Source organism: Corynebacterium phocae (genome assembly GCF_008693075.1).
Taxonomy (GTDB): domain Bacteria; phylum Actinomycetota; class Actinomycetes; order Mycobacteriales; family Mycobacteriaceae; genus Corynebacterium; species Corynebacterium phocae.
Genome location: NZ_VXKJ01000037.1, coordinates 12,860 through 38,263 on the forward strand (window position 1 = coordinate 12,860; position 25,404 = coordinate 38,263).

23 protein-coding genes are annotated in these 25,404 nt (G+C 58.7%); 15 read left to right on the top strand and 8 right to left on the bottom strand.

What is annotated here, in order from left to right:
- The first annotated feature begins 9 nt into the window (after positions 1-9).
- Positions 10-891: a type I methionyl aminopeptidase gene (gene map / locus F4V58_RS04370; protein ID WP_075733674.1), complete on the top strand. Its 882-nt coding sequence runs from the start codon at positions 10-12 to the stop codon at positions 889-891.
- Between the two features lie 134 nt (positions 892-1,025).
- Here the strand turns inward: map and F4V58_RS04375 are convergent, their stop codons facing one another.
- From F4V58_RS04375 to F4V58_RS04390, 4 genes are all read right to left on the bottom strand, one after another.
- A complete protein-coding gene (locus F4V58_RS04375; protein WP_150385709.1) occupies positions 1,026-1,598 on the bottom strand; it encodes a hypothetical protein in 573 nt (190 codons plus the stop codon).
- Between the two features lie 42 nt (positions 1,599-1,640).
- Positions 1,641-2,039: a hypothetical protein gene (locus F4V58_RS04380; protein WP_075733676.1), complete on the bottom strand. Its 399-nt coding sequence runs from the start codon at positions 2,037-2,039 to the stop codon at positions 1,641-1,643.
- Positions 2,040-2,377: 338 nt separating this feature from the next.
- Positions 2,378-3,766, bottom strand: coding sequence for a mycothione reductase (mtr, locus tag F4V58_RS04385; RefSeq protein WP_075733678.1), 1,389 nt, complete (start codon positions 3,764-3,766; stop codon positions 2,378-2,380).
- A gap of 120 nt (positions 3,767-3,886) precedes the next feature.
- Positions 3,887-4,873, bottom strand: a complete 987-nt coding sequence (locus tag F4V58_RS04390; protein ID WP_075733680.1) for an alpha/beta hydrolase — start codon at positions 4,871-4,873, stop codon at positions 3,887-3,889.
- Positions 4,874-5,089: 216 nt separating this feature from the next.
- Between F4V58_RS04390 and mqo the strand changes: the two genes are divergently transcribed.
- On the top strand, positions 5,090-6,592 hold the full coding sequence (mqo, locus tag F4V58_RS04395) for a malate dehydrogenase (quinone) (RefSeq protein WP_075733682.1): 1,503 nt from the start codon (positions 5,090-5,092) through the stop codon (positions 6,590-6,592).
- A gap of 106 nt (positions 6,593-6,698) precedes the next feature.
- On the opposite strand, the gene F4V58_RS04400 is transcribed toward mqo, so the two are convergent.
- Positions 6,699-8,012: a protein adenylyltransferase SelO family protein gene (locus F4V58_RS04400; RefSeq protein WP_425429757.1), complete on the bottom strand. Its 1,314-nt coding sequence runs from the start codon at positions 8,010-8,012 to the stop codon at positions 6,699-6,701.
- Positions 8,013-8,067: 55 nt separating this feature from the next.
- On the opposite strand from F4V58_RS04400, the gene F4V58_RS04405 reads away from it, so the two are divergent.
- Entirely contained in the window at positions 8,068-9,384 is a 1,317-nt protein-coding gene (locus tag F4V58_RS04405) for a DUF4921 family protein (RefSeq protein ID WP_075733686.1), read from the top strand.
- 56 nt (positions 9,385-9,440) lie between these two features.
- Here F4V58_RS04405 and yaaA read toward each other — a convergent pair whose 3' ends face one another.
- Entirely contained in the window at positions 9,441-10,172 is a 732-nt protein-coding gene (yaaA, locus tag F4V58_RS04410) for a peroxide stress protein YaaA (protein ID WP_075733688.1), read from the bottom strand.
- A gap of 32 nt (positions 10,173-10,204) precedes the next feature.
- Between yaaA and F4V58_RS04415 the strand changes: the two genes are divergently transcribed.
- Positions 10,205-11,959, top strand: coding sequence for a proline--tRNA ligase (locus F4V58_RS04415; RefSeq protein WP_075733690.1), 1,755 nt, complete (start codon positions 10,205-10,207; stop codon positions 11,957-11,959).
- Positions 11,960-12,119: 160 nt separating this feature from the next.
- The gene (locus tag F4V58_RS04420; RefSeq protein ID WP_075733692.1) at positions 12,120-12,464 is read left to right on the top strand and encodes a DoxX family protein; all 345 of its coding nucleotides are present in this window, start codon (positions 12,120-12,122) and stop codon (positions 12,462-12,464) included.
- Between the two features lie 165 nt (positions 12,465-12,629).
- Here the strand turns inward: F4V58_RS04420 and F4V58_RS04425 are convergent, their stop codons facing one another.
- Positions 12,630-13,472: a hypothetical protein gene (locus tag F4V58_RS04425; RefSeq protein ID WP_075733694.1), complete on the bottom strand. Its 843-nt coding sequence runs from the start codon at positions 13,470-13,472 to the stop codon at positions 12,630-12,632.
- A 59-nt stretch (positions 13,473-13,531) separates the two neighbouring features.
- On the opposite strand from F4V58_RS04425, the gene rimP reads away from it, so the two are divergent.
- The 9 genes from rimP to F4V58_RS04470 all read left to right on the top strand — a co-directional run bounded on the left by rimP (position 13,532) and on the right by F4V58_RS04470 (position 23,156).
- Entirely contained in the window at positions 13,532-14,086 is a 555-nt protein-coding gene (gene rimP, locus F4V58_RS04430; protein ID WP_075733696.1) for a ribosome maturation factor RimP, read from the top strand.
- Between the two features lie 3 nt (positions 14,087-14,089).
- Positions 14,090-15,124: a transcription termination factor NusA gene (nusA, locus tag F4V58_RS04435; RefSeq protein ID WP_075733698.1), complete on the top strand. Its 1,035-nt coding sequence runs from the start codon at positions 14,090-14,092 to the stop codon at positions 15,122-15,124.
- 186 nt (positions 15,125-15,310) lie between these two features.
- Positions 15,311-15,634, top strand: coding sequence for a YlxR family protein (locus tag F4V58_RS04440; RefSeq protein ID WP_075733700.1), 324 nt, complete (start codon positions 15,311-15,313; stop codon positions 15,632-15,634).
- A 124-nt stretch (positions 15,635-15,758) separates the two neighbouring features.
- On the top strand, positions 15,759-18,644 hold the full coding sequence (gene infB, locus F4V58_RS04445; RefSeq protein ID WP_075733702.1) for a translation initiation factor IF-2: 2,886 nt from the start codon (positions 15,759-15,761) through the stop codon (positions 18,642-18,644).
- 173 nt (positions 18,645-18,817) lie between these two features.
- Positions 18,818-19,270, top strand: coding sequence for a 30S ribosome-binding factor RbfA (rbfA, locus tag F4V58_RS04450; RefSeq protein ID WP_075733704.1), 453 nt, complete (start codon positions 18,818-18,820; stop codon positions 19,268-19,270).
- A gap of 4 nt (positions 19,271-19,274) precedes the next feature.
- The gene (locus F4V58_RS04455) at positions 19,275-20,246 is read left to right on the top strand and encodes a DHH family phosphoesterase (protein WP_075733706.1); all 972 of its coding nucleotides are present in this window, start codon (positions 19,275-19,277) and stop codon (positions 20,244-20,246) included.
- A gap of 34 nt (positions 20,247-20,280) precedes the next feature.
- Positions 20,281-21,609, top strand: coding sequence for an MATE family efflux transporter (locus tag F4V58_RS04460; RefSeq protein ID WP_075733708.1), 1,329 nt, complete (start codon positions 20,281-20,283; stop codon positions 21,607-21,609).
- Positions 21,610-22,452, top strand: coding sequence for a metallophosphoesterase family protein (locus tag F4V58_RS04465; protein WP_075733710.1), 843 nt, complete (start codon positions 21,610-21,612; stop codon positions 22,450-22,452).
- Positions 22,452-23,156: a 4'-phosphopantetheinyl transferase family protein gene (locus F4V58_RS04470; protein ID WP_075733712.1), complete on the top strand. Its 705-nt coding sequence runs from the start codon at positions 22,452-22,454 to the stop codon at positions 23,154-23,156. The genes F4V58_RS04465 and F4V58_RS04470 overlap by 1 nt, the downstream gene beginning before the upstream one ends.
- 97 nt (positions 23,157-23,253) lie before the next feature.
- Here the strand turns inward: F4V58_RS04470 and truB are convergent, their stop codons facing one another.
- A complete protein-coding gene (gene truB / locus F4V58_RS04475) occupies positions 23,254-24,147 on the bottom strand; it encodes a tRNA pseudouridine(55) synthase TruB (protein WP_075733714.1) in 894 nt (297 codons plus the stop codon).
- A 38-nt stretch (positions 24,148-24,185) separates the two neighbouring features.
- Between truB and F4V58_RS04480 the strand changes: the two genes are divergently transcribed.
- On the top strand, positions 24,186-25,202 hold the full coding sequence (locus F4V58_RS04480) for a bifunctional riboflavin kinase/FAD synthetase (RefSeq protein WP_075733716.1): 1,017 nt from the start codon (positions 24,186-24,188) through the stop codon (positions 25,200-25,202).
- Positions 25,203-25,404: the final 202 nt, after the last annotated feature.

The window sequence follows — 25,404 nt, forward strand, 5'->3', positions numbered from 1 at the left end:
ATAGGGGGCATGAATCAACGAGGAAAGCTAAAACCCGGAAAACCAACCCCCCTACGCACCGTACCGGAGTCCATTGAACGTCCGGAGTACGTGTGGAAGGACTCTGTCCAGGAAAATATGGGCGAACCTTTCGTGCAAACCCCAGAAATCATTGAGGCAATGAGGGAGGCTTCCCGCATTGCAGCTGACGCTTTGGATGAGGCGGGCAAGGCCGTTAAGCCCGGGGTTACTACTGATGAGCTAGACCGGATTGCCCACGAATACATGCTGGACCACGGTGCCTACCCCTCCACGTTGGGGTACATGAACTTCCCCAAGTCTTGCTGTGTGTCCCTCAACGAGATCGTCTGCCACGGGATTCCGGACACCACGGTTGTCCAGGACGGGGACATAGTCAATATTGACGTGACCGCCTACAAAAACGGCGTACACGGGGACACCAACCGCACCTTCCTAGCAGGAAACGTCTCCGAGGAGCACCGGCTGTTGGTGGAACGCACCTATGAGGCCACCATGCGGGGTATCAGGGCCGCCAAGCCGGGGCGCGAAATCAATGTCATTGGGCGCGTGATTGAGGCCTATGCCAAGCGTTTTGGCTACAACGTGGTTACGGACTTCACCGGGCACGGGGTGGGGCCTACCTTCCACAACGGTTTGGTTGTACTTCACTACGACTCCATGACTTACCGGAACATCCTAGAGCCCGGAATGACCCTGACTGTAGAGCCGATGATTAACATTGGTGGCTTGGACTATGAGATTTGGGATGATGGCTGGACGGTGCAAAACACTGACGGCCGGTACACCGCCCAGTTTGAGCACACCCTGGTAATCACTGAGGAAGGAAATGAGATCCTCACATTGTCACCTGCGGAGCGAGAACAGGTGTAGCAAAGTATGCGGCGGTACCACCTCCTGGAAGGTGATACCGCCACAATTTTCACTTCAGCCTTGACATAGAAGAAAGAGGGTGCCTCCGCACGAAGCGGAGGCACCCTCTTTAAAAAGTTATAACCCTAAAGGATTTACTTGTGGGCGAAAAGGCCGGCAAGCAGGTCAGGGATGAGACCGTTGAATACAGCGAAGTTGTACATAGCGATAACGGTGGAGATACCAGCGGCAATCAAGCCAACGTAGGTGCCTTCGCGCCAGATACGTGCCCATGCTGGGTTCTGGGTGTCATCAATGTACTTGCCCAGCAGGTTGGCGCCGATGGCGTGCTTGTCGGCTTCGGTAACGCCAGCAACCTTGGAGGACAGGGAGCCTTCACCCTTGGAAGACGCAGCGTCAGCGGCCTTCTTGAAGTCCTTGCCGGTGTCTACGGCTGCCTTGGAGTCACCGTCCATCTTCTCGTCAGGCTTGGTCTCGCCTTTAGGCATGGTCTCGTCAGGCTTGGTCTCGCCTTTAGGCATGGTCTCGTCAGGCTTGGTCTCGCCTTTAGGCATGGTCTCGCCAGGCTTGGTCGTGGAAGAAGAGGTCTTGGAGGTATCTGACCCCTGAGAGACGTTGTTGTCTTGAGCAGAGGCGATGGATACGCCACCGAAAGCGACGGTGACGGCGGTTGCAGCGGCAATAGCTGCGGTGCGGAAGTTACGCATTGTTAATGCCTTTCAAAAATTGTGGGGGCTGGTGAGGTTTGATTAGCGGGAGAATGGGCCGTACTGAATGAAGTTCAGTACAGGGCCAACCAGGCCACCCAGGATGGTGATGACGATGGAGGCAATGCCTACGCCGTAGAGAGCCTGAGCCCACTTAGGCTGGGAAGAAACGTCAGCGTCATCGCCGAAGATCTTGGTTCCGTCAGCAGGCTTGGTTGCGTCAAGCAGGCTACCGAGCTTCGAGGACATGGTGCTGTCTTTCTTGTCACCGTTGTTGATTAGGTTGCCTTCTGCATCAGTATCAGCGCGCTTCTCAGAAGGGAAGATGGAAGAAGAGCCAGTGTTGGTCTCGGTAGTCTCCTGGGCGGTTGCGGCAACGGTGCCGGAGAAGGTTACGGCAATTGCGGTAGCGCCGGCAAGGGCAGCTTTACGAATACGCATATTCAAAAAATCCTTAAACGTTGAAAGTGTCAGGTTTCGTGATGAAACCATCAATGGTCTTGGGCTATCTATCTTAAATAGACAGAGAGATTCCAGACAACACGTGGTTGCCTATGGGGCATAGTCCAGTGCTATAAGCCCACTTTAGCCTGATCATCCCAGATTCGCATAACTAAATCACAGATTTTGATTCGCTCTGGGGAAAATTCCCCCCACCCCGTCATAGTGGGCGGGAGATCTGGCAAGGACAAGGCGGATCTACTAGGGAAACTATTTGGTCCCAAAAACCCCAGGGGTAGCTGTGTTCTATATCACGTAACGCCTTGGGGTTATATGGTCTATTCCCAGTCCAGCCCGAGGAGAGCGTTTTCAACTACCTCCGGCAGCCCAGGGTGGATCCAATACTGATTGCGAGCGAAGCCGCGCAGGTCGATATCGTAAGCCATGACGGTGATTAACTGCTGGATGAGCGTCGTCGCTTGCGCACCTAAGATGTGGGCGCCCAATAAACGGCCGGTTTCTTTATCGGCGATGAGCTTGACCAGGCCTGCGGAATCTTCCATCGCCCACCCCATGGCTACGTCCCCGTAGGCCTGAACCTTCACAGTCAGCTCGCGGCCTTGTTCACGGGCTTGCTGTTCGGTCAGCCCTACCGTTGCAATCTGCGGGTGAGTGAAGACCCCATAGGGGACTAAGTCGTGGGGCATTTTCTGCATGTCGCTTGGGTTAGCCAAGTTGTGCTTGACAGCGCGGGTCTCCGCGTTTGCTACGTGCTTGAGCATGTAAGGCGAGGACACATCTCCCAGGGCCCAGACGCCTGGGGTCGAAGTTCGGCCGTATTCGTCCACTTCAATGCGGCCGTCGGCGTGTGTGCGTATCCCCGCACTGCCAAGATTCATCTGGTCACCATTGGGTACCCGCCCGGTGGCTACCAAGATTGCGTCAGCCTCTATTTCCTCGCCATTATCTAAGGTAAGGACTACTCCGGTGGCGGATTCGGATAGCTTTGTCCCGGTCCCTATCCGGAAGTCAAAGCGCTGTTTGGCTAGCTCATTAAACCGGTCGCACAGCGTTTCGTCTAGGAAACGCAGGACCGTCTGGGAGCGGTTGACTATGGTCACCTTAGTTCCCAAACCATCGAAGACATGGGCGAACTCCATCGCGATATAGCCGCCACCAACGATGATGAGTTTCTTGGGCTGCTGGGGAAGCCGCATGATGTCCTCGTTGGTGTAGTAACGAACGCCCGAGTTTGCAAAGACTGGTGGGATGAAAGGGCGCGCTCCTGCCGCGATCACTATGTCATCTGCGGAGAGATATTCCCCATTAACCTCGACCAGTTTTGGTCCCGCGAAGCGGGCGTGGCCAGCATAGACCGTGATATTGGGGTTTTCATTACCGCGACGGTATTGCTCACCACCTTGGGCAATGGGATCGATCCGGTTGGTGAACACGCGGTCAACGATTGACTGCCAATCAACGTTGTTGACTGTGGCCTCAACGCCCAACTTGCCTGCCTGGCGCGCCGCGAGGGCAACATCGGCGGCGTAGACGTACATCTTGGTAGGTATGCACCCCTCGTTTAAGCATGTGCCACCAAAGGTGCCCTTCTCGATAATCGCGATGGATTTATCCTCGAACTCCGGGCCGGGGATGGAATTGCCGGAACCGGTGCCAATAATGATGAGGTCGTAGTGAGCGGAAGGCTGCGGAGTGGAGCTTGTCATAGAGTGGTCTATTCCTTATTTATTAGTAACGAAAGTTGGGTCGTGCCTATGGCGGAGGACTGGTGTGTCCATCTGGCGGAAGGCGCCGTGGAACCATATGTCTTAGCCACCGTAGCGCAACTATAAGTCGAGTCGCTCTAGCCAGGCGTCGGTGACGCTAAAAACTTGCTCGCGGACTTTGGGCACGGAGGAAAAAGCCTCGTGCCGGGCTCCGTGGATGGGCAGCAAAGTGTGATCCTCGCCCAAAGTTGTTGCCCACATGGCGGTTTGATTCACGTCCACAACCGCGTCCACGTAATTGATGGCGCGGCTATAAGGCTCGCTCAAAATGGAACGGGTGGAGCATACAGTTAGGTACGGCACGCCCACGTCAATTCCTCTGCGGTGAATACGGTCAAAGCCTTCCACGATTGTGCGCAACCAGCCCACATACTTCCGGTGCCCGTGAAGCGGCTTCCATCCCAGGTCATAATCCCACTCGCCGTAGCGCGAGACGTGCATGGAGTCCCCGAAGGCTGTTAGGTTGCCCCCGGGAAAGGGGAGAAGCGGAAAGTATTTTCCTACCGTATTCACCACGGGTTTGAGCAAATTATAGGTCAGGCGTGAGACTCCCATCATGTCCAGCCACGGGCCGTTGAGGATTAGCCCCTTGACGTTCTTCGGCCGCCGGTCGTTGAGCCAGAGGGTGCAGATTAAGCCGCCCGTGGAATGGCCCATAGGAACCACCGACTGGTTGGGGATAGTGTCAAGGGCCTTGTCCAAGTCTGTGTAGTAGTAGCTGAGATCGGAGACGTAGTGCCACCGTTGGCCCTCACGGCGGGACCTGCCGCACTTGCGCAGGTCAACGGCGTAAAAGGCGTAGCCTAACTCGTGAAAGTGTTGGGCTGTTGGGGTGTTGAAAAAGTAGTCGGTCATCCCATGGACCCACAGCAGTGCCGGGCGGTCCGCAAAACCCGGGGTTTGGGGCTGGTAGGCCACCAGGGTTGCCTCGATGGTGCCTTCGCCGTCGGGGTCTGTACCAAGTGGAAGGGAGGTGGCATAGAAGTCTGGGCCCAGGATGTCCTCATTCCAGGGGACATCGGACCACGTGGGGGTAATTTGGTTCATACCCCTAAATCGTAGGTAATTTTGCTGCAGAATGCCGCAAGAGGGTAGAAAATTGTCACAATGAGGGTGGTTTAGTTTCCCGGATTAGGTGTGGGCGTATGGTGGTAGGCATTATGATCGTTCGAGATCACCGAATCCGGACCCTTGAACATTTTCAGCAACATTTATTCACATCCGTAGAAAATACAAATCGATATTTAAAAGAGGTAAAAAGAGTTGTCCTCCGTTAAGAACTCCCCACAGCCCGCGGAAGAAGTTGACGTAGCGCTGATAGGTGCTGGAATCATGAGTGCCACCCTGGGCGCCATGCTTCGCGAACTAGAGCCCAGTTGGACCCAGATGGTATTCGAACGCCTGGAGGGGCCAGCGTTGGAGTCTTCCTCCCCGTGGAATAACGCCGGTACCGGCCACTCCGCTCTCTGTGAGCTTAACTACACGCCGGAGAAAAACGGCAGAGTTGACGTCTCCCAGGCGCTGGCAGTCAATGAGAAGTTCCAGAAGTCCCGGCAGTTTTGGGCCCACCAGGTCAACAACGGCATCTTGGTTGACCCGCGTCAATTCATTAATCCGGTTCCGCACATTTCCTTCGCACAAGGCGAAATCCAGGTAGATTTCCTCAAGCGCCGGTTCGATATCCTCAAAGGAAACCATCTCTTCCCGGATCTACAGTTCACGGATGATGAGGCGGAGTTTGCGGACAAGCTACCGCTGATGGCGTTGGAGCGCGACTTTGACAACCCCAAGGTGGCTATCTCCTGGACCGACGCCGGCACGGATATCAACTTTGGCGCGCTCACAGAGCAGTTCTTTACGGCGGCTCGCGCCGCAGGCACCGAAATCCGCTATAACACCGAAGTGGTTGATATCAAGCGCGACGGCGCAAAGTGGCGCGTGTACTCCAAGAATGCACAGACTGGAGACACCACGGTAGTGCGCGCAAACTTTGTCTTCGTAGGTGCCGGTGGCTACGCCCTGAACCTTCTGCGCAAGGCGCGCATCCCGGAGATCCTTGGCTTTGCCGGCTTCCCGGTCTCTGGCATGTGGCTGCGTTCCACCAACCCGGAGCTAATTGAGCAACATGCAGCGAAGGTCTACGGCAAGGCTGCGGTAGGCGCACCCCCTATGTCCGTGCCACACCTTGACACCCGCGTCATTGACGGCCAGAAGGGGCTCATGTTTGGCCCCTACGGCGGGTGGTCACCGAAGTTCCTGAAGGAAGGTTCCTACCTGGATTTGTTCAAGTCCATTCGCCCGGACAATCTCAGTTCTTATCTGGGCGTGGCCGCGCAGGAATTTGGTTTGACCAAGTACTTAGTTTCCGAGGTCATGAAGGACTTCGACGAGCGCATGGTTGAGCTTAAGTCTTACGTGCCGTCAGCCGAGTCGGAGGACTGGGAGACCGTCGTGGCGGGACAGCGCGTCCAGGTCATCAAGCCCGCCGGTGCGCCACGGTTCGGGTCGCTAGAGTTTGGTACCTCACTCATCAACAACCAAGAGGGCAGTATCGCGGGTCTGCTGGGTGCCTCTCCAGGTGCCTCGGTTGCTCCGGCTGCCATGATCGAGCTGTTAGAGCGCTGCTTTGGCGAGCACATGATTCACTGGGCTGACAAGCTTCAGGAGATGGTGCCTTCCTACGGATCCAAACTTTCCAAGAACCCCAAACTCTACGAAGAGTTGTGGGAGTTCACCCAGAAATCCCTCAAACTCGAGGAAAGCTAGGGTTAAACCCCACCCCAGCGGGCTTGGCGCACCTCAACCGGTGCGGCAAGCCCGCTGGTGTCTGGCCTGGTGGGCAAACCCGCTGTGGTGGGCAAGGCGCAGCCGCTTATGTACCGCAGAAAGTCCGGTAGGTACTCAAATCCCCCGGCTGCTCGTATTCGGGTTGAGATTGGTAGGGGTGAGTGACGGCGTCCAGGAGGCGGTGGAACTCACCGATATCGGCTAAGGCGGCCTCCACGTTGAGGTTGCGGGGGATTACGCGGTGGAAGCGCTGCGCGGGGTCCGGGGTGGAGAAGCTGGATTCTTCCCGCCAGCGTTGTTCCCACTCCGGTGCCAGGCCGGCACCACCGGAATTGAGTCCGGCGTTGAAGTTGGTGAGGTCGTGGCCGGTGACTGCGGCGAGGTAGCCGGGGACGGCATCGGCAGAAATGCCTAGCCTGGTGGCCAGCTGGCCGTGCCACTGGCGTTCAAACTTGCCGTAGAAGCCGTTAATGGTTTCCTGAGCGAACTCGACTGCGCGGTTGGGACCACTGTCAAAAAGCGGCAACAGGGACTCCGCCAGACGCGCGAGGTTCCACCCCAGCATGGCTGGTTGCTGGCCAAAGCGGTAGCGGCCCTGGGTGTCAATGGAGCTAAACCAGGTATCAGGGTCGTAAGTCTCCATGAACGCGCACGGGCCGTAGTCGATTGTTTCCCCAGACAGAGTGGTGTTATCAGTGTTCATCACCCCGTGGATAAACCCCAAGCGCTGCCAGGCGGCCACGGTGGCAATCTGTGCGTCCATGGCCTGGGTGTAGAGCTCCCGGTAGGTGCTGCCCGGGTAGTGCCGTGCAATGGTGTAGTCCGCCAAGCGTTGCAGCAGCCCGGAATCCCGGGCCGCGAAGTGGAAACTGCCCACCCGGATGTGGCTGGCGGCCACCCGGACGTGGACACCGGCGGGCTCAACTATCTGGCGCTGGATTTTCCGGCCGGTAGCAATAACGGCCAGGCCCCGGGTGGTGGGGACTCCCAAAGCGTGCATGGCTTCACTCATGAGATACTCACGCAGCATGGAACGCAACGTGCCCCGGCCGTCTGAACCATGGCGGGAATAGGGCGTGCGGCCGGTGCCCTTGGCGTGGAGATCCCGGCCGCCAACCTCTCCCAGCAGCAACGCCCGGCCGTCACCCATGTGGGGGTTAAACTGGCCAAATTGGTACCCGGAGTATGCCATGGCGTGCGCGGTGCCGTGCCCCAGCAGGAAATCCAGGCCTTCGCTGCTGCGCAGCCACTCCGGGTCCAACCCCAAGGACGCGGCCAAGTCAACGTTGAGAACCACCAGCTCCGGTGAGGGCTGCTCCTCACCGCGGGCTTGGGCGGCCATCTCCGGCAGCTGGGTGGCAAATTCGTGGGTAATTTCCGGGCGCATAGGATCCTTCAACATTTAGCTAGGTTGGCTTAGCGCACAAGTCTATAGGGGGTTTATCCTTAAAAGTATGAACCTTCCACTTTTTGCCAGGACTGAACCAATCCAAACTATGGCAGACGGGACAATCAAGCAGCTAAATCCCTTTTCTGGAACTGAGGTGTGGACGGTACCGGGACGGGGCAACCGGCCCTTGAGTAGATCAGTGTCCGCCCCGCGGCCGCTTGACGCACAATCCCAGGTGGCAACCTGCGCTTTTTGTGTGAACCGGCGCCTGGAAACTCCACCGGAAAAGTCACGTATTCTTCCCTCCGGGGAAATTCTGCGCGGTCTAAAACCGGGGAAGTTATGGGACACGGAGCCACTTTTCAGGCGGGTGCCCAACCTTTTTGAAATCCTTCCGTTTACTTACTGGCAGCAAAACTACGGCTATGAGCTAGACGCTACTACGAAGGCGCGTATGGCTAGCTACTTGGAGGACCCGGCGGGCCGGGAGCACGTCTTTGACGTCGCGCGGTTTCGGCTTAAAGCCTCCGGGCTAAACCCGGATGTTTCGGACGCAGAGCTCACCGCCATTGCCACCGGGTTCTTTGGTGGAGGCCATGACGTCATAATTGCTAAGCGCCACTTCACCGACGGTGCTACCGATACCAGCCAGCTGGCTTCTTCTGGCACGCTGACCCCTAATGAGCACTATCTGTTCACCCGTTTTACCGCAGACTCCATGCGGGACCTCTACCAGCGCAACCGCTATGTTTCCTACGTGGTGGCTTTCCAGAACTGGTTGGCACCGGCTGGTGCGTCCTTTGACCATCTGCACAAGCAACTGGTGGCCGTTGATGACCGGGGTATCTCTGCGGAGCGTGAGGTAGAGATGTTGCGCGCTAACCCGAACATGTACAACCAGTGGGCGGTGGACTACGCCGCGCAGCATAACTTAATCATCGCAGAAAACGACCATGCCGTGATGTATGCCGGCTTTGGTCACCGGTATCCAACAATCGAGATCTACTCCAAGTCACCAACGCCGGAGCCTTGGAAGCAGACTCCCGCAGAGGTCGAAGCGATGTCCGATCTCATCCACGCGGCGCACGCCGCAGTAGGCCCCCAGGTGGCCTGTAATGAGGAATGGCACCATCAGTCCCCAAGCGTGGATATCCCGCAACCATGGCGCGTGATGATCAAGTTGCGGCTTTCCACCCTGGCCGGGTTCGAGGGCGGCACCAAAATCTATATCAACACCATTTCCCCGTGGGACTTGCGCGACCGCGTGGTGGAAAGCCTCTACGCACGCCGCGAAGGCGGTGAGGTTGCTGCTGGGATAGCCATTGCCACTGAGACTCGGACCAAGCGCAATAGCCTCCGCTACAACCCCACCTTGCACTAGGGGGGAAGGATTTGGGACGCCGGAATTTGGGTGCCGGGACCAGGGCGTCGGCACGGCTAGACCACCAGCACCAGTTCCTGGCCGCGGATTTCGGTCTGCAGGCCCGCGCGGCTAGCCGCAGCAGCGGTATCGCCAATCGTGTCGATGCCGCCGTGGCTGGCCTCAGCCATAGCCAGCACCCGTGCCAGAGCCCCCTTGTAGTGCTTGTTGAAGTGAGAGACCACCTTGCGGCTGCCGTCCTTCTGGACGGACTCCACCCGCACCGTGATGGCACCAGCACACTTGCCCAGGTTCTGGTACGCGCCAGAGCGCATGTCCACCACCAACTCACCCGCCGCGCTAAGTTCATTTAACTCCGCAGAAATGAGCTTTCCCCAGCGCGATTTCATGGTCCGGCCCTCAAGTTTCGAGTTTCCGGAGAGGCGATAGTGGGGTATGAGGTCATCAGCCCGGATAAGACCAAACAAGGCGTCACCTACCGCCAGGTGCGCACGGGCGGATGCGGGAAGAGAAGAGGCGTCCAGCGCGTCGTAGAGCACGCCGGTAAAGCGCTCAATCGCGGGCATAGTGGGGGAGGAGAACAAGCGTTGGTTACTCTCCGCCTCCGGGCGGAGCTTTTCCGAAAGTTTTAATGTCTCCAGGGCCTCATCAACGCTTAAGGAGCTGAGAGCGTCAGCTATCTCCTGGCGCGCCGGGGTGAGCCGCGGAAAGGACAGCTCCGTTAACTGAAGTGGGGCAGCGGTGCCGCCGTGGGCTTTTGTCTCCGAAGGGGGAAGGATAATGAGCATAAATACATGCTAGCCGGGTAAAGTGTGAAGACATGATTACACGCCTTTCCCAGCTCTTTCTCCGTACCCTCCGCGAAGACCCCGCAGATGCCGAGGTGGTCAGCCATAAGCTCCTCGTTCGTGCAGGATACGTCCGCCGCGCCGCGCCCGGCGTCTACACTTGGTTGCCCCTTGGATTGCGCACCCTGCGTAAGATTGAGGACGTAGTGCGTGAGGAAATGAACGCCATCGGCGGGCAGGAGATGCTCTTTCCCGCCCTCCTGCCCCGCGAACCCTATGAGTTGACCAACCGGTGGACCGAATACGGGGACAACCTCTTCCGCCTTAAGGACCGTAAGGGCGCAGACATGCTGCTGGGCCCCACCCATGAGGAACTGTTTGCCACCGCCGTGAAGGACATGTTCACCTCCTACAAAGACTTCCCAGTCACCCTCTACCAAATTCAGACCAAGTACCGGGATGAGGAGCGCCCCCGCGCCGGGATCCTGCGCGGCCGCGAGTTTGTGATGAAGGACTCTTACTCCTTTGATATGTCCGACGCCGGCCTGGATGAGGCTTATGCCCGCCACCGGAAGGCATACAAGGCCGTATTCGACCGTTTAGGAATTGACTACGCCATTGTCAAGGCCACCTCCGGGGCCATGGGTGGCTCCGCGTCTGAGGAATTCCTGGCTATCTCCCCAGTGGGGGAGGACACCTTTGTCCAGGCCACCGACGGTGACTACGCCGCCAACGTAGAGGCCGTTGTTACCCCCGTGCCGGAAGCCATTGACATCACCGGCCAGCCGGAAGCTACCGAACAGTCCACTCCCGGTGCCACCACCATTGACTCACTGGTGCAATGGGCGCAAGAAAACGGGATTGAGGCCACGGCCAAAGACACGTTGAAGTGCATGATGCTCAAGGTGGCCAAGCCTGCGGCTACCGAGGAAGAACGTGAGTGGGAACTGGCCGCAGTGTTGCTGCCCGGCGACCGCGAGCTGGATGAAAAGCGCTTGGAGGCCTCTCTGGAGCCCCTAGAATACGTCTTGGCCGAGGAAGCAGATTTTAAGAAAAACAGCTTCCTGGTCAAGGGCTTCGTGGGGCCGCGGGCGCTCAACGCTAATGAAGTCAAGGTCTATGCAGATCCCCGCGTAGTCAACGGCTCCGCATGGATAATCGGCGCGGATACCCCAGACCGCCATGTGGTGGGCGCAGTTGCCGGGCGCGATTTCCAGGTGGATGAGTTCGTGGAGGCAGCGGAGGTCAAAGAAGGTGACCCAGCTCCCGCGGGGCAGGGAACGCTCACGCTCAAGCGCGGTATTGAGCTGGGACATATCTTCCAGCTGGGGCGCAAATACACCGAGGCCTTCGACGTGCAGATTCTGGATGAAAACGGCAAGCGTGCGGTTCCCACCATGGGATCCTACGGAATTGGAATCTCTCGCATGATGGCCGTTCTGGCGGAGCAGCGTGCTGATGAAAAGGGTCTGAACTGGCCGGTGGAGGTTGCCCCCTACCAAGTCCACGTGGCGGTGGCCAACAAGGACCAAGCCGCTTTGGAAGCCGGTGACAAGCTGGTAGCGGAACTAGATTCCCGCGGTATTGAGGTCCTCTTCGATGACCGGCCAAAGGTCTCTCCGGGCGTGAAATTTAAAGACGCTGAGCTGCTGGGTATGCCGTTTGTTGCCATCCTGGGCAGGTCGTTCAAGGACGGGGTAATCGAGCTGCGTATCCGCGGTGGGGAAACTCTTGAGGTCCCGGCAGATGACGTTGTGGACACACTCGTGCAACTAGTTCGCGGCTAGGCTCCCCGCCGGCCACCGCCTAAGCTACAAGGTTCCCGAAGGCTACAAGCACCACTGGGCTACAAGAACCACTGGGCTGCAAGCACCACTGGGCTACAAGAACCACTGGGAACCTTAGTAAGTGGTGCTTTTTCCCTGCGTGGACGTAGGCTGGGCGGTTATGAAAAGCCGTTACGTACTAGCGTGCGCTCTTGCCGCCATGGGCGCACTGCACTTTGCCAAGCCCGACCCCTTTGAATCGATTGTCCCGCCGCAGTTGCCCGGAGGCCCCCGCCTGTACAACTTTGCCTCCGGGGCATGGGAGCTAGCTACAGCGGGTCTGCTGGCCCGCGAGAACACCGCTGCGGCCGGCGGCGTAAGTGCGTGTGCCCTCTTCCTGGCGGTGTGGCCGGCAAATATCTATCACGCCATCAAGGACTGGCCCAAGGCATGGGGCTATCACCTGCTGCGTCAGCCGGCCCAGCTGTGGCTCATCTCTTTAGCCGCCCGGATAGCTCGTACTTAAGGGCTTCGATTGCCCCAAGTGTTGGTTGAACCGCGACCGCTTGCTTAGGTTGTTTAAGGCCCCTTGCGGGGGCAATCACTCTCACCTTGGCTTTCCTTGGCTTCGGTTGGCGTGCGCGGGGCTGTGCTTTTGCGGGCAAGCCCTAGCGGCTTTTCCGGGCTATTCCTAGCGGGTGCGCGCCCAGGCGGCGGTGGCCACCAGCCATTCAATCCAGGAAGCCTGGGAATCTCCGGATGCCTTTGCCTGGGGTGCAAGCGTGGCTTCTCGTTCAAAACGCGCGGCCGTACGAGCTTGTAGTTCTCCGCTAAAATGCTCTGCCTGTTCCGCATTGGTGGGAAGTCCTACCTCGCCTGAATCATACCCAGCGGCTGGCACCGGGGCTGAGTCTAGCGCAGCGGACAATCGCTGGGCGATCTCCTGGTGGTCGTTTATTAGCCCGTCCACCCTTTCTTCCAGGCCCTCCGAGGCGTAGGCCCGCGCGAAATCCAGCCCCCAAATTACCTGGTACTCCCAATCCAGCAGTGCCCGGGCCTGGTTCGCCTCATTTTCGGTGAGCTGCGCTGGCAAGGCAGGCAACCCCAGAGGATCATCGCTAGACGGATTGGCGACGTTGTCCTCACTGGGGTTGCCTTCAAGATTTTGCCGCCGTTGCGCCGCGGCGTTGTTAATAGCCAGGCTGATGATGAGCGGCCGGGATTCCTCCGGGACTCTTGCGTCCAGGAGTGCCGGCGCGGGGGAGTCTGCTAGGTTGCGCACTGCCTGCTCGCGGTCCACTAAGCAGGTGTGTGGAGGGCCACCTTCCGGGGTGGTGCCACACAGCCGGTAAACCTCGGCGAAAAGGGCGTCCGCATGTTCGGTTCTGCCGGCGGCCTGTTCAGCGGCGGCGAGCTCAACCAACGCGGAATCCGGGCGGGGGCCAAAAAGTTCCACTACCGGGGCACAAGCGCACAGCGTTAGCAGTCCGGGGAGGGATATAGCGGTGGCAAGAAATAGTTTTTGGCGTTTCACTACTCATACTCTACCGCCCATTCCTGCCCCGGATTGCACAACCCAGTAAGCTAAGGAACATGGCTTTTCCCACCGCAGAAATTTTAACCAACCGCTTGGCCCCGCTGGCAGCCTCACACGGGCTAGACATTGAAGACGTTAAGGCAACCCCGGCCGGGAAAAAATCCCAGGTGGTTATCCGTCTAGACGGGGATACCCGCCCCTCGTCGGACACCCTAGAGGTGATGACCCAGGAGATTTCCGAGTTCTTTGATGAGTTAGAAGATAAAGGCGAGCTTAACTTCGGTGCCGGGTACACGCTTGAGGTTTCCACCCCGGGCGTTGACCTACCGTTGACTTTGCCGCGGCATTTCCGCCGCAACCGTGGCCGCCTTATCAACAAAGACGGCCAGATCTACCGCCTTGGCGCGCTGTCAGATGATGAGCAGTCTGTCATTGTGGTGCCGCGAACCAAGAAATCAGGCAAAAAGGACGTGCCTGTTCAGGTAGCCCGAATTGATAATTTGACCGGTGCAGTGGTAGAAATTGAGTTCGCAAAGCCGCCTGAATCAGAAACGCAGGCAGCCGCTTTACACTTCGAAGAAGCGGCACAACAGGCAATTCGAGAGGATTAACAAGTGAATATTGATATTGCAGCATTGCGCACTATCCAGTCCCAGCATGGCATTCCCGTATCTGACATGCTCTCCACCATCGCCGGCGCGTTGTTGTTTGCGTACCGCGAATACCGGGAGATGGAAGAAGTTCCCGCCGCGTTAGCAGAAACCACCAAAGCGCGCGTGGACATTGACGCTGACACTGGTGCGGTGGCCGTCATCGTCACCGAATCCGACCCGGAGACGGGTGATGTGATCAGTGAGTACGAAGACACACCAATGAACTTCAGCCGCGCGGCTACGCCCGCCGTCCGCGCCGCAATCGTGCGCCGCCTCCGCGAAGCAGAGGCGGAACGTACCTATGATTCCTATAACGAGCAAACCGGCAAAGTTGTTTCCGGTGTGGTTCAGGCCGACGCGCGCGCTAGGGAACGCGGCATAGTTGTAGTCGATCTGGGCTCGGAGTTTGAGCACCAGGACGGCGTGCTGCTCCCCGCTGAACAGATCCCGGGCGAGAAGCTAAAGCACGGCGACCGCGTCAAAGCATTTGTCGTAGGAGTCAACAAGAACGGGGCGAATGTCTCCATCAACTTGTCGCGTACGCACCCGGAGCTAGTGCGCGGGCTGTTCGAGCTGGAGATTCCTGAGGTCAATGACGAAGCCGTGGAAATAGTCGCGATCGCCCGCGAAGCCGGCCACCGCACCAAGATCTCTGTGCAAGGCAAGGTCAAAGGCATTAACGCCAAGGGTGCTTGTATTGGGCCCAAGGGATCGCGCGTTAACAACATCATGCGGGAGTTGGCCGGGGAAAAGATTGACATCATTGATTACCACGAGGACCCAGCGGTGTATGTGGGCAACGCCCTAGCACCGTCCAAAGTGGTTAAAGTTGACGTCACAGATCATGAGCTGCAGGTAGCCCGCGTGGTTGTTCCGGACTACCAACTTTCACTGGCTATTGGAAAAGAGGGCCAGAATGCACGCCTGGCCGCGCGTCTTACCGGCTGGAAGATTGACATCCACTCCGACGCCGAAACCCCGGAAGAAGAGAGCTAGCCTCACCCGGCTGCGAAGCCTCAACAAAGCACCGCCAGCGGTGGACCTGCGGGTCCCACCGCTGGCGGTAACTGTATTTTCTGAGCTAAATCGCGTAGGATAAACCACGGCCTTTAAGCGCGAGTGTGTTTTTCGAGCACCAATGCAAGTTTTTAGTTCTTTTAGTAAAGGAGTTGACGTTCATCTATGAGCTCGACCCGTTTACGGACTTGTATTGCTACCGGAAAGCGCCGTCCGGACACTGAGCTTTTGCGCCTGGTTGTTGATACCAGTGAGCAAAAACAATGCCGTGTCCTGGCAGATCCGTTGCGCCGCCTTCCCGGTAGGGGAGCGTGGATTACTCCGGAAGAAAGCGCTTTAGAGCTGGCGGAGCGCCGTAGGGCATTTGCCCGCGCGTTTCGTACGTCCGCACCCGTGGACACAGGTCAGGTACATCAATACTTGCAAGATCACCATGGTCTAGCAAGTAGTTCTACCCGTCAAGACGAAAAAAGGAAGACCGAACACTGATGAGCGCACAACGATGAAGCATCAGCGATGAAAGTCAATATTCACTCGCTTGAGGGTGGCTTAAGCTATATGCGTTAAAACGCTGGCCGGCCACACCTCAAGGTACAAACCTACAAGGAGACAAGTGGCCGGAAAGCTACGCGTCCACGAGCTGGCAAAACAGCTCGGGATCACAAGTAAAGAATTGCTCGGAACCCTGAAAGAAAAGGGCGAATTTGTCAAAACCGCGTCTTCGACCATCGAACCACCGGTGGTGAAGAAGATGAAGGCTTTTTACGAATCCAAGAGTGGCGGCTCTGCTGACAACGAAGGCAGTGAGAGCAAAGCCAGCAAGACAGGCAAAGATGCCAAGGCTGCGGGATCTAACAAGCCTGCAGCACCAGGCGGAGCCAACAGGCCTACGCCGGGACCAAAACCGGGCGCGGCGGCACCAAAACCGGCACCGAAGAAGCCAGCCGGACCTAAAAATGATAAGGTCGCGCCAAAATCTGCGCCTAAACCAGCTGGTGCCAAGGTAGAAAAGCCCAGCACCAAGCCTGCGGAAAAGCCCGCTACCAAGCCTGCTGCTCCGCAGCCTCAGGCTAAGGATTCTGCGGCTCCGAAACCCGGCGCTCCCAAGCCCGCCGCTAAGCCTAAAGAGGAAGCTGCAAAGCGCACCCCCACCCCGCGCAGTATGCCTAAGCCGGGCGGCACGCGCCGTGTGGCTAATAACCCCTTCTCCACCGGTGGCGGAGAGCGCACCGCGCCGCGCCCGGGTGGTACCAAGGGCCCGCGTGGCGGCGGCAAGCCAGGCCCAGGTGGCCGTGGCGGTGCCGGCAAGCCCGGGGATAACCGTGGTCAAGGACGCAAGCCTCAGAGCGACCGTCCCGGTCAGGGCGGTCAGGGCGGCCAAGCTGGTGGCCGCAGGCCAAACCCAGCCATGATGCCTTCGCACCCCAACCCGGCTGCTATGCCTGCTAAGGCACCGGCTGCCGGCGGCGGTCGCGGTGGCCGTGGTGGCGGACGCCCAGGCGGCGCACCGGGAACAGGTGGCCCAGGCGGCGGCGGTTTCCGCGGTGGCCCAGGTGGCGGTCGCGGCGGACGCCGTGGCGGCACCGCTGGTGCATTCGGTCGCCCAGGCGGCGCTCCACGCCGTGGTAAGAAGTCCAAGCGCCAGAAGCGTAACGAGTTCGAAGAGCAGAAAAAGCACGAGGTTGGCGGCGTACGTTTGCCAGACGGCAACGGCCAGACTGTTCGCCTGCGTCGCGGTGCCTCTTTGTCCGATTTCGCTGAAAAGATCGGCGCGGACGCTGCGGCTTTGGTACAGGCGTTGTTCAACCTCGGTGAGATGGTTACCGCCACGGCTTCGGTTTCTGAGGAGACCTTGAAGCTGCTGGGCGCTGAGATTAACTATGACGTTCAGGTTGTCTCCCCAGAGGATGAGGACCGCGAGCTTCTGGAGTCCTTTGACTTGCAGTTCGGCGCAGATGAGGGCGGCGAGGAAGAGCTTGCCAAGCGCCCACCGGTAGTTACCGTTATGGGTCACGTTGACCACGGTAAGACCCGCCTTTTGGACTCTATTCGTAAGACCAACGAGCGCGAGGGTGAGGCCGGCGGCATTACCCAGGGTATTGGTGCTTATCAGACCGAGGTCGAGGTAGACGGCGGAAAGCGCACCATCACCTTCCTGGATACCCCGGGTCACGAGGCATTCACGGCCATGCGTGCTCGTGGTGCTAAGTCCACCGACTTGGCCATCCTGGTGGTGGCAGCTGATGACGGCGTCATGCCGCAGACGGTTGAGGCTATCAACCACGCCAAGGCCGCCGACATCCCCGTCGTGGTGGCAGTGAACAAGATTGATAAGCCGGACTCCCAGCCGGAGAAGATCCGCGGTCAGCTGACCGAGTACGGGATCATTCCGGAAGAGTACGGTGGTGACACCATGTTCGTGGACATTTCTGCAAAGAACAACCTCAATATTGAGGACCTGCTGGAAGCAGTCGTTCTTACTGCCGACGCCGCCTTGGAACTGACCGCCAACCCAGACATGGACGCGCAGGGCGTGGCTGTAGAATCTCACTTGGACCGCGGTCGCGGCCCGGTTGCTACGGTTATTGTTCAGCGCGGTACGTTGCGTGTTGGTGATTCCATTGTGGTCGGTGACGCCCACGGTCGCGTTCGCCGTATGCTCGACGAATTTGGCAATGACGTGGAAGAAGCGGGCCCGTCCCGTCCGGTTCAGGTCCAGGGCCTTAACGGCGTTCCTGGTGCTGGCGATAACCTGCTGGTGGTTGAAGATGACCGCGTGGCACGCCAGATTGCTGCGCAGCGCGACGCCCGCCGTCGCTCCGCTATGCAGGCCAAAAACCGCAAGCGCGTGTCCTTGGAAGACCTGGATGCCGTGCTCAAGGAAACCTCTACGCTCAACCTCATCCTCAAGGGCGACAACGCCGGTTCTGTCGAGGCTTTGGAAGACGCGTTGTTGGATATCCAGATCGACGACGAGGTAGAGCTCAACATCATCGACCGCGGCGTCGGTGCTGTAACCCAGACCAACGTCACCCTGGCGGCCGCCTCCAATGCCATCATCATTGCGTTTAACGTGCGTGCTGAAGGCAAGGCAACAGAGGAGGCCAACGCTGAGGGCGTGGACATCCGTTACTACACGGTTATCTACCGTGCACTCGAAGAGGTTGAAGCAGCTCTCAAGGGCATGCTCAAGCCAATTTTCGAAGAGCGCGAGACCGGCGCTGCGGAAATCCGCGCGCTGTTCAAGTCCTCCGCTGTGGGTACCATTGCAGGTTGTATGGTCACCGACGGCAAGGTCAAGCGCAATGGCAAGATCCGCCTGGTGCGCGACGGCAACGTTGTCACCGACGGTGCAAAGATCGAGTCCTTGCGCCATGAGAAGGACGACGTTAACGAAGTTAACGCCGGCTACGAGTGCGGTATGGTGCTGTCTTACCCGGATATCCAGGTAGGCGACATTATTCAGGCATTCGAAGAGGTTGAGGTTCCGCGAACCTAGGCCCTGCCTTCCTAAGCCAGCACCCGCCTTGCCCCTCTTCGGGGCGGCGGGTGCTTTCTTGCAGGTGGGGACTATGGGTGGCCCTGCGCTGGGTTCGGTGTGTGTAGATTCCGCAACTAGATTAAACTGGAAGATCACAACACTATCCGCTTGATGAGAAGGAGAAACCTCACATGGTTGACCACGCACGCGCCGCAAGAATGGCTAAGCGAATCCAGGAGATCGTGGCCAGCGCCATCGAGCGCGAGGTAAAAGACCGCCGGCTTGAGCTGGTGACTATCACCGACACCCGCGTGACCGGGGACCTTCATGACGCCACGGTGTTCTATACCGTCAGGGGTAAAGATATCGATTCTGAACCTGATTTGGGGCAGGCCCAAGAAGCACTACTCCGGGCACGCGGCCAGCTGCGCAAGATTGTGGGGGACCAGCTACAGGTTCGCTACACCCCAACTCTTAGCTTTGAATACGACGCCGTGCCCGAGGCCTCCGCGCACATGGAAGAGCTGCTTGAGCGCGCCCGCAAACGCGACGAAGAATTGGCAAAGCTCAAAGAAAACGCCCAGCCAGCCGGTGATCCCAATCCTTATAAGACGGCTGATTCCACCGATAAATCGGACAACTAATTAGATGAGCGACCTCGAGCGTGAGTATCAACGTCTGATAGCGGCTTTGCAGGAAGCCACAAGGGTGTGTGTTATTGCCCACCTGCGGCCGGACGCTGACGCCATTGGCTCCGCTACAGCCTTGTCCCAGGGGCTGCGCCAGCTAGGCAAGGAAACTGAGATGTTGGTGGGCCAACGGCGGGAGATTAGCTCCAACCTGATGTCCATTCCCGGGGCCACTGAGGTGCGCCGGGTACAGGAATTGCCGGAGGGCTTTGACCTCTACGTCACCGTTGATTGCGGATCACTGGACCGAACGGGCTACTTGGCAGACGCCTTGAGCGTTAAGTCCAACTTCGCTTGCGTCGACCATCATGCGTCCAATCCCGGATTTGCCGCCATCAACGTCGTAGATACCGCTTGTGAGTCCACTACGGTGGTCCTCATCAAGATCCTTGACGCGCTGGGCGTTACTTTTGACCAGGAACTGGCACATTGTCTGTATGCCGGGCTTATGACCGACACCGGTTCGTTCCGGTGGGGGCGCCCGCAGATGCACGACGTCGCCCGCCGCCTGATTGATTACGGCCTGAACACCAAACAGATTGCAGCGGATTTGCTGGACTCATCCACCGCTACGGACTTGTTGATGAAGGGAAAAGTTCTGGCCACCCTGCAGGTAGTTGACACTCGCTCTCATCGCCTGGCGGTTTTGCTAGCCAGGGAGACAGAAACTCAAGGGGCCTCGGAAGTTGCCGTTGAGTCCCTAGTCGACCAAGTACGTGTCTTGGAGGGCACCCAGTTAGGCGTGGTATTCAAGGAGTTCTCCCACCACCGCTGGACTGTTTCCCTCCGGTCTGCCACGGTGGATTGCGCGGCCGTGGCTACCTTTCTTGGCGGCGGCGGCCATGTGGGCGCGGCCGGGTACTCAACATCCGGGTCCACTGCTGCCGTGATTAAGGAGCTAGTCCGCGCGCTGGAAGCTACCCATCAGTAGCCGGGTGCGCAAGACAACAACCTAAAAGGAGAATATGGACTCTCACGTGGAGATTTCCGCCCGTAAAATATTTGGCCTAGCGTTTCCGGCGCTAGGCGTTTTGGCGGCTATGCCCCTGTACCTGCTGCTGGATACTGCGGTGGTGGGCCGGCTAGGGACGGAGCAGCTAGCGGCATTAGGCGCTGCCTCCGTGGTGCAGTCCGTAGTTACTACCCAGTTGACCTTCCTGTCCTATGGAACCACGGCACGCTCGGCCCGGCACTTCGGAGCGGGCAACCGAAGGGAGGCTGTGGCGGAAGGTGTGCAGGCAACCTGGGTGGCCCTTGGCATAGGCAGCGTGTTGATGATCTTGATGTGGCTGTTTGCCGGCACTATCGCCCGTGCGCTGACCGGTAGCGCCGAGGTGGGCGCTTTGGCTGCCAGCTGGCTGCGGATTGCAGCGCCCGCTATCCCCATCGCACTTATTGAGATGGCCGGCAACGGATGGATGCGCGGCGTCCAAGACACCCGTAAGCCGCTCTATTTCACCCTGGCGGGCCTTATCCCCGGAGGCATAGCAATTCCCATCTTTGTCAGGTGGTGGGGCCTTGAGGGCTCAGCCATTGCCACTGTCATGGGCATGGCCATTATCGCGGCATTGTTCGTATTTGAGCTCATCCGGGAGCATGAAGGCTCCTGGGCCGCTGACTTTGGGGTAATCCGCAAACAGTTGGTCTTGGGCCGCGATCTCATTGTGCGTTCCCTTGCGTTCCAGGTGGCCATGATTTCTGCGACTGCCGTGGTTGGCCGCTTTGGTGCGCCCTCCCTAGCCGCTCACCAGGTGATGACTCAGCTGTGGAATTTCCTCAGCCTGGTCTTGGACTCCCTAGCCATTGCCGCGCAGACCCTCATTGGGGCGGCGCTCGGTGCCGGCTCCGCTCAGCACGCCTATAAAGCCGGCGTAAAAATACTCAAATATTCCACCGGGTTTGCCGTAGTGCTAGCTGCGGTCTTCGCACTGGGCTCTAGGGTGATACCCAGCTTTTTCACCTCTAGTTCCGAAGTGCTTGCCGCTATGTCCGCGCCCTGGTGGGTCATGGTTGTAATGGTCATTGCTGGGGGCGTGGTGTTTGCCTTGGATGGCGTCTTGCTGGGGGCCGGGGACGCCGCTTTCCTCCGCACGCTCACGATTGTTAGCGTGGTGGCCGGGTACCTCCCCGGTGTTTGGATAGCTTTCGTGGCGGACCTAGGACTAACCGGCGTGTGGTGCGGTTTGTTGGCGTTTATCCTGTTGCGCACCGCCGGAGTTGTGTACCGTTTTAAATCAATGAAATGGGCACAATCCACTCCAGATTCACCTCGCCGGGAGAAAGGACGGGCATAGATGGCAACTCTGTGGGCCACGGCCGACCTCCACGCGGCGGTGAAGGCTAACTATTCGAGGCTAGATGAGCTAGTCCCGCCCGATCCTGCCGATTGGTTGATTGTGGCCGGTGACGTCGCAGAAAGAGTGGACTTGGTGCTCAAGGTTCTCAAAACCTTGTCTACCCGCTATGCCCAAGTTATCTGGGTCCCCGGAAACCACGAGCTGTTTTCCCGCAGTCAGGACCAATACCGCGGCCGCGACCGCTATAACGCGCTGGTGCGCGGGTGCCGCGAGATTGGTGTTATTACCCCGGAGGACGCGTACCCAGTTTTCGCCGGGGTGACTATTGCGCCTCTTTTCACGCTCTATGACTACAGCTTCCGGCCGCCCCAGCTCACCGTGGAGCAAGCCTTAGAGTTGGCCTACGAGAAAAACATCATCATGACTGATGAGATAGCCATCGCGCCTTTTGTAGACATCAGGGCGTGGTGCTGGGACCGGCTGGCGTATTCGACAAAGCGCTTAAGCCGGGTCACAGGCCCGACAATCCTGGTTAATCACTGGCCATTAGTGCGCGAGCCCACCCTTCACATGCGGTGGGCAGAGATTGCCCTGTGGTGTGGCACCCGCCATACACGCTCGTGGCCCCGGCGCTATAACGCCCTGGCGGTCATCTACGGCCACCTCCACATGCCGGGAGTAGAGGAAATTGATGGAGTCAAGCACATTGAGGTCTCGCTTGGCTATCCGCGCGACTGGAATGGCCGCGACAAAGCTGGGCTTGAGGCACCTTTTCCTGTCAAGATAATGGATGATAGCGCGGCTCCCGGGGATACATCTATCCTGCAAGGAGGCCACTGATGTTGGAATCCTTACTTTTCCCCGACGAAGCCCGCTATTGCTACCTGCGCTCGGCCATTTCCGGTAGCAGCGGAATCTTTGGCACCGGTGACAGCAGCCTGGGGAACAAACCCAACCTAGCGAATTACGAGCAGCTCCACCCGTTGGAACAAGCGTTGGTAAGCCAGGCCGTGGACTCCCGGAAAGCGGAATTTGGGGACGCGCGGTGGTGCGCTCACCAGGCGTTACAGGAACTGGGGTTGGGGGAAGCTAGTCCTATCTTGCGCGGTGAGAGAGGAATGCCGCTATGGCCAGAGGGTTACGTGGGGTCCATCACCCACACCAACGGTTTCCGGGCTGCGGTGGTGGCCCCGGGTGACAAGGTGCGCTCGATTGGCCTGGACGCGGAGCCTACTGAACCGCTTCCGCCGGGGGTGCTAGAGGCTATCGCCCGCCCAGCGGAGGCCCGCCAGGTTGAAGAACTGAAAGCAGCCGGTATCTTCTACGCGGATAAACTGCTATTTTGCGCAAAGGAAGCCACCTACAAGGCATGGTTCCCGCTGACAGAGCGTTTCCTGGACTTCGACGAAGCCGAAATTGATATACGCCTAGACGGCACGCTTACCTCGCGGATTTTATCCCACCCCACCCCGGTTGCCGCTATCGAGGGCAGCTGGCTAGCCCGGGATGGCTACGCGGTGGTCTCCGCCGTCGTGCCTGTCTAGACCGTTGCGCCCACCTGGACCAGTGTGCCCGTCTGGGCCGGTGAGGCTATCCAGCCGGCCACGTTCAGGGCTGGGCACCTGTCATGCAGGTGGGTACCTACAGTGTGGATGGCCGGGCAACGAATACTGTGGCCAGCCGTTTGCCTTGCTCTTTGATGAGGGCAATTGCCTGGCCGCTGGGGGAGACGGCGGCGTGAACGCCGTGGAGCCCGCGCGGCTCAAGCCATTTTCCCATTGCCAGCGCCGCGGCTTCTTCTGCGGTGACTTCCAGGGTGGGGTATGACCGGATTAGCGCCTGGTCCAGGTTCAGTGAAAGCGCGGGGTTATCCTTCAACTGGTCCAGGGTGCGGGAATCTTCCAGCGCGAAAGGCCCCACCTCGGTGCGGCGTAGCGCAAGAAGATGACCTCCCACGCCCAGGTCCTCGCCCATATCGCGTGCTAAGGAACGAATGTAGGTTCCGGAGCTGCATTCCACCGTGGCGTCAATATCTAGGAAGTCTCCTGCGCGTTTAACCGCGTGCACCTGGAACTTTGAAACGGTTACAGGGCGGGCGGGGATATCCACCGTTTCTCCGTCCCGGACCCGCTCATGCGCGCGCTTGCCGTCGATCTTGATGGCTGACACGCTGGCCGGGCGCTGCATGATGTCTCCGGTGAGCTTGTCCACGGCTGCTAGTACCTGTTCTTCGGAGAGCCCGGCCGCGGACTCGCCCCACGTGCGTTGACCCTCAAAGTCGTCCGTGGTGGTGGCTTCTCCCAGCCTGATAGTGGTCTCATAAGCCTTGGTGGTAGTTACAAGGTGTGCCAAGAACTTGGTGCCGCGCTCTATCCCGGCCACCAAGACACCAGTGGCCATGGGATCTAGTGTTCCTGCGTGACCCACCTTTCTGGTGCCGAAAATACGGCGCAAGGCCCCCACCACGTCGTGGGAAGTCATGCCCGCAGGCTTGTCTACAACAACCAGGCCAGAAGTGGCCAATACATCAGTCATGCAGGCCAGTCTAAAGGATTGGGTCCATCCGTATTAACATGGCAGGCGTGGATATTTGGTACGGATTAGACAGCGTCCCTGCGGACATCGCCCCGTGTGTGGTGACCATCGGGGTATTCGATGGCGTGCACCGCGGTCACCAACACCTGATTGCGCAGGCGGCGGCGGAAGCCCACGCCCGTGGTCAAAAAGTGGTGATGGTGACTTTTGACCCGCACCCGGTGTCGGTATTTCTGCCGTCCCGTGCGCCCAAGGCGTTGTCCACGCTGGAGCGGCGGCTAGAACTTGCCCACGCTCATGGGGTAGACGCCGCCTTAGTGGTTGATTTCACCCGTGAGCTGGCCGGCTTGAGCCCGGAAGACTACGTCACTTTGTTGGTGCGGGATACCTTGCATGGCAGCGCAGTGTTTGTGGGGGAGAACTTTACCTTCGGTGCGGGCGCGCAAGGCACCGCCGCTACGCTGCGCGAGTTAGGAAAAAAGTACGGATTCGACGCCCATACTCTTCCTTTGCTGGCGGACCAAGGAGTAGAAATCTGTTCCTCTTTCATCCGTAGCCAGCTTGACGTGGGAAATATTGAGGGAGCCAACTGGGCCCTTGGGCGCCCCATGTCCTATACCGGCCCCATTGTTCGCGGCGCTGGGCGTGGTGGCAAAGAGCTGGGCTATCCCACGGCTAACCAATACCCCAGTGACTCCATGGCCTTGCCCGCTGACGGGGTCTACGCCGGCTGGCTGACGATCGTTGACTTTGAAGGCGCGCTGGAGGGCAACATGGAGCCGGGCATTGCTTATGCGGCCGCTATTTCCCTAGGGACTAACCCCACGTTTGGGGACACTGAGCGCTCCATTGAGTCTTTTGTGTTGGACCGGGATTCGAACTTGTACGGCCACACCGCCACCGTGGAGTTTGTGGCCCACCTGCGCAACATGGTGAAGTTCACCTCCGTAGATGAGCTGTTGGAAAACATGGCCCGCGACGTGGCCAAAGCGCGGAAGGTCTTAAGCGCTGATTCCCGCACGCGGGTGCCTGGTACCTTCTTCTTACAAGACTAAACGTCCTAGCCGGCGCGGGGCCGTACCTCCGGTTTGTGCCCGTAGAATTTGTGGGCCTTGAAGTTTGCGCGCGTGTGGCTAGGGCTGTACAGTAAATGCGGTTCGTCTTACTGCGGTTCACAGCAGTTGCGGGCTGCACGAAGAAAGGACACCACCGCCTAGCGTTGGGAAACTTTTTAAGGGCATAAATTTTATGTGGACT

What these genes read in the sequence shown, in the direction of transcription:
- map (WP_075733674.1), top strand. Translation starts at nt 10, where the DNA reads ATGAATCAACGAGGAAAGCTAAAACCCGGAAAACCAACCCCCCTACGC.
- F4V58_RS04375 (WP_150385709.1), bottom strand. Translation starts at nt 1,598, where the DNA reads ATGCGTAACTTCCGCACCGCAGCTATTGCCGCTGCAACCGCCGTCACC.
- F4V58_RS04380 (WP_075733676.1), bottom strand. Translation starts at nt 2,039, where the DNA reads ATGCGTATTCGTAAAGCTGCCCTTGCCGGCGCTACCGCAATTGCCGTA.
- mtr (WP_075733678.1), bottom strand. Translation starts at nt 3,766, where the DNA reads ATGACAAGCTCCACTCCGCAGCCTTCCGCTCACTACGACCTCATCATT.
- F4V58_RS04390 (WP_075733680.1), bottom strand. Translation starts at nt 4,873, where the DNA reads ATGAACCAAATTACCCCCACGTGGTCCGATGTCCCCTGGAATGAGGAC.
- F4V58_RS04405 (WP_075733686.1), top strand. Translation starts at nt 8,068, where the DNA reads ATGAACCTTCCACTTTTTGCCAGGACTGAACCAATCCAAACTATGGCA.
- yaaA (WP_075733688.1), bottom strand. Translation starts at nt 10,172, where the DNA reads ATGCTCATTATCCTTCCCCCTTCGGAGACAAAAGCCCACGGCGGCACC.
- F4V58_RS04415 (WP_075733690.1), top strand. Translation starts at nt 10,205, where the DNA reads ATGATTACACGCCTTTCCCAGCTCTTTCTCCGTACCCTCCGCGAAGAC.
- F4V58_RS04420 (WP_075733692.1), top strand. Translation starts at nt 12,120, where the DNA reads ATGAAAAGCCGTTACGTACTAGCGTGCGCTCTTGCCGCCATGGGCGCA.
- rimP (WP_075733696.1), top strand. Translation starts at nt 13,532, where the DNA reads ATGGCTTTTCCCACCGCAGAAATTTTAACCAACCGCTTGGCCCCGCTG.
- F4V58_RS04440 (WP_075733700.1), top strand. Translation starts at nt 15,311, where the DNA reads ATGAGCTCGACCCGTTTACGGACTTGTATTGCTACCGGAAAGCGCCGT.
- rbfA (WP_075733704.1), top strand. Translation starts at nt 18,818, where the DNA reads ATGGTTGACCACGCACGCGCCGCAAGAATGGCTAAGCGAATCCAGGAG.
- F4V58_RS04455 (WP_075733706.1), top strand. Translation starts at nt 19,275, where the DNA reads ATGAGCGACCTCGAGCGTGAGTATCAACGTCTGATAGCGGCTTTGCAG.
- F4V58_RS04460 (WP_075733708.1), top strand. Translation starts at nt 20,281, where the DNA reads ATGGACTCTCACGTGGAGATTTCCGCCCGTAAAATATTTGGCCTAGCG.
- F4V58_RS04465 (WP_075733710.1), top strand. Translation starts at nt 21,610, where the DNA reads ATGGCAACTCTGTGGGCCACGGCCGACCTCCACGCGGCGGTGAAGGCT.
- F4V58_RS04470 (WP_075733712.1), top strand. Translation starts at nt 22,452, where the DNA reads ATGTTGGAATCCTTACTTTTCCCCGACGAAGCCCGCTATTGCTACCTG.
- truB (WP_075733714.1), bottom strand. Translation starts at nt 24,147, where the DNA reads ATGACTGATGTATTGGCCACTTCTGGCCTGGTTGTTGTAGACAAGCCT.
- F4V58_RS04480 (WP_075733716.1), top strand. Translation starts at nt 24,186, where the DNA reads ATGGCAGGCGTGGATATTTGGTACGGATTAGACAGCGTCCCTGCGGAC.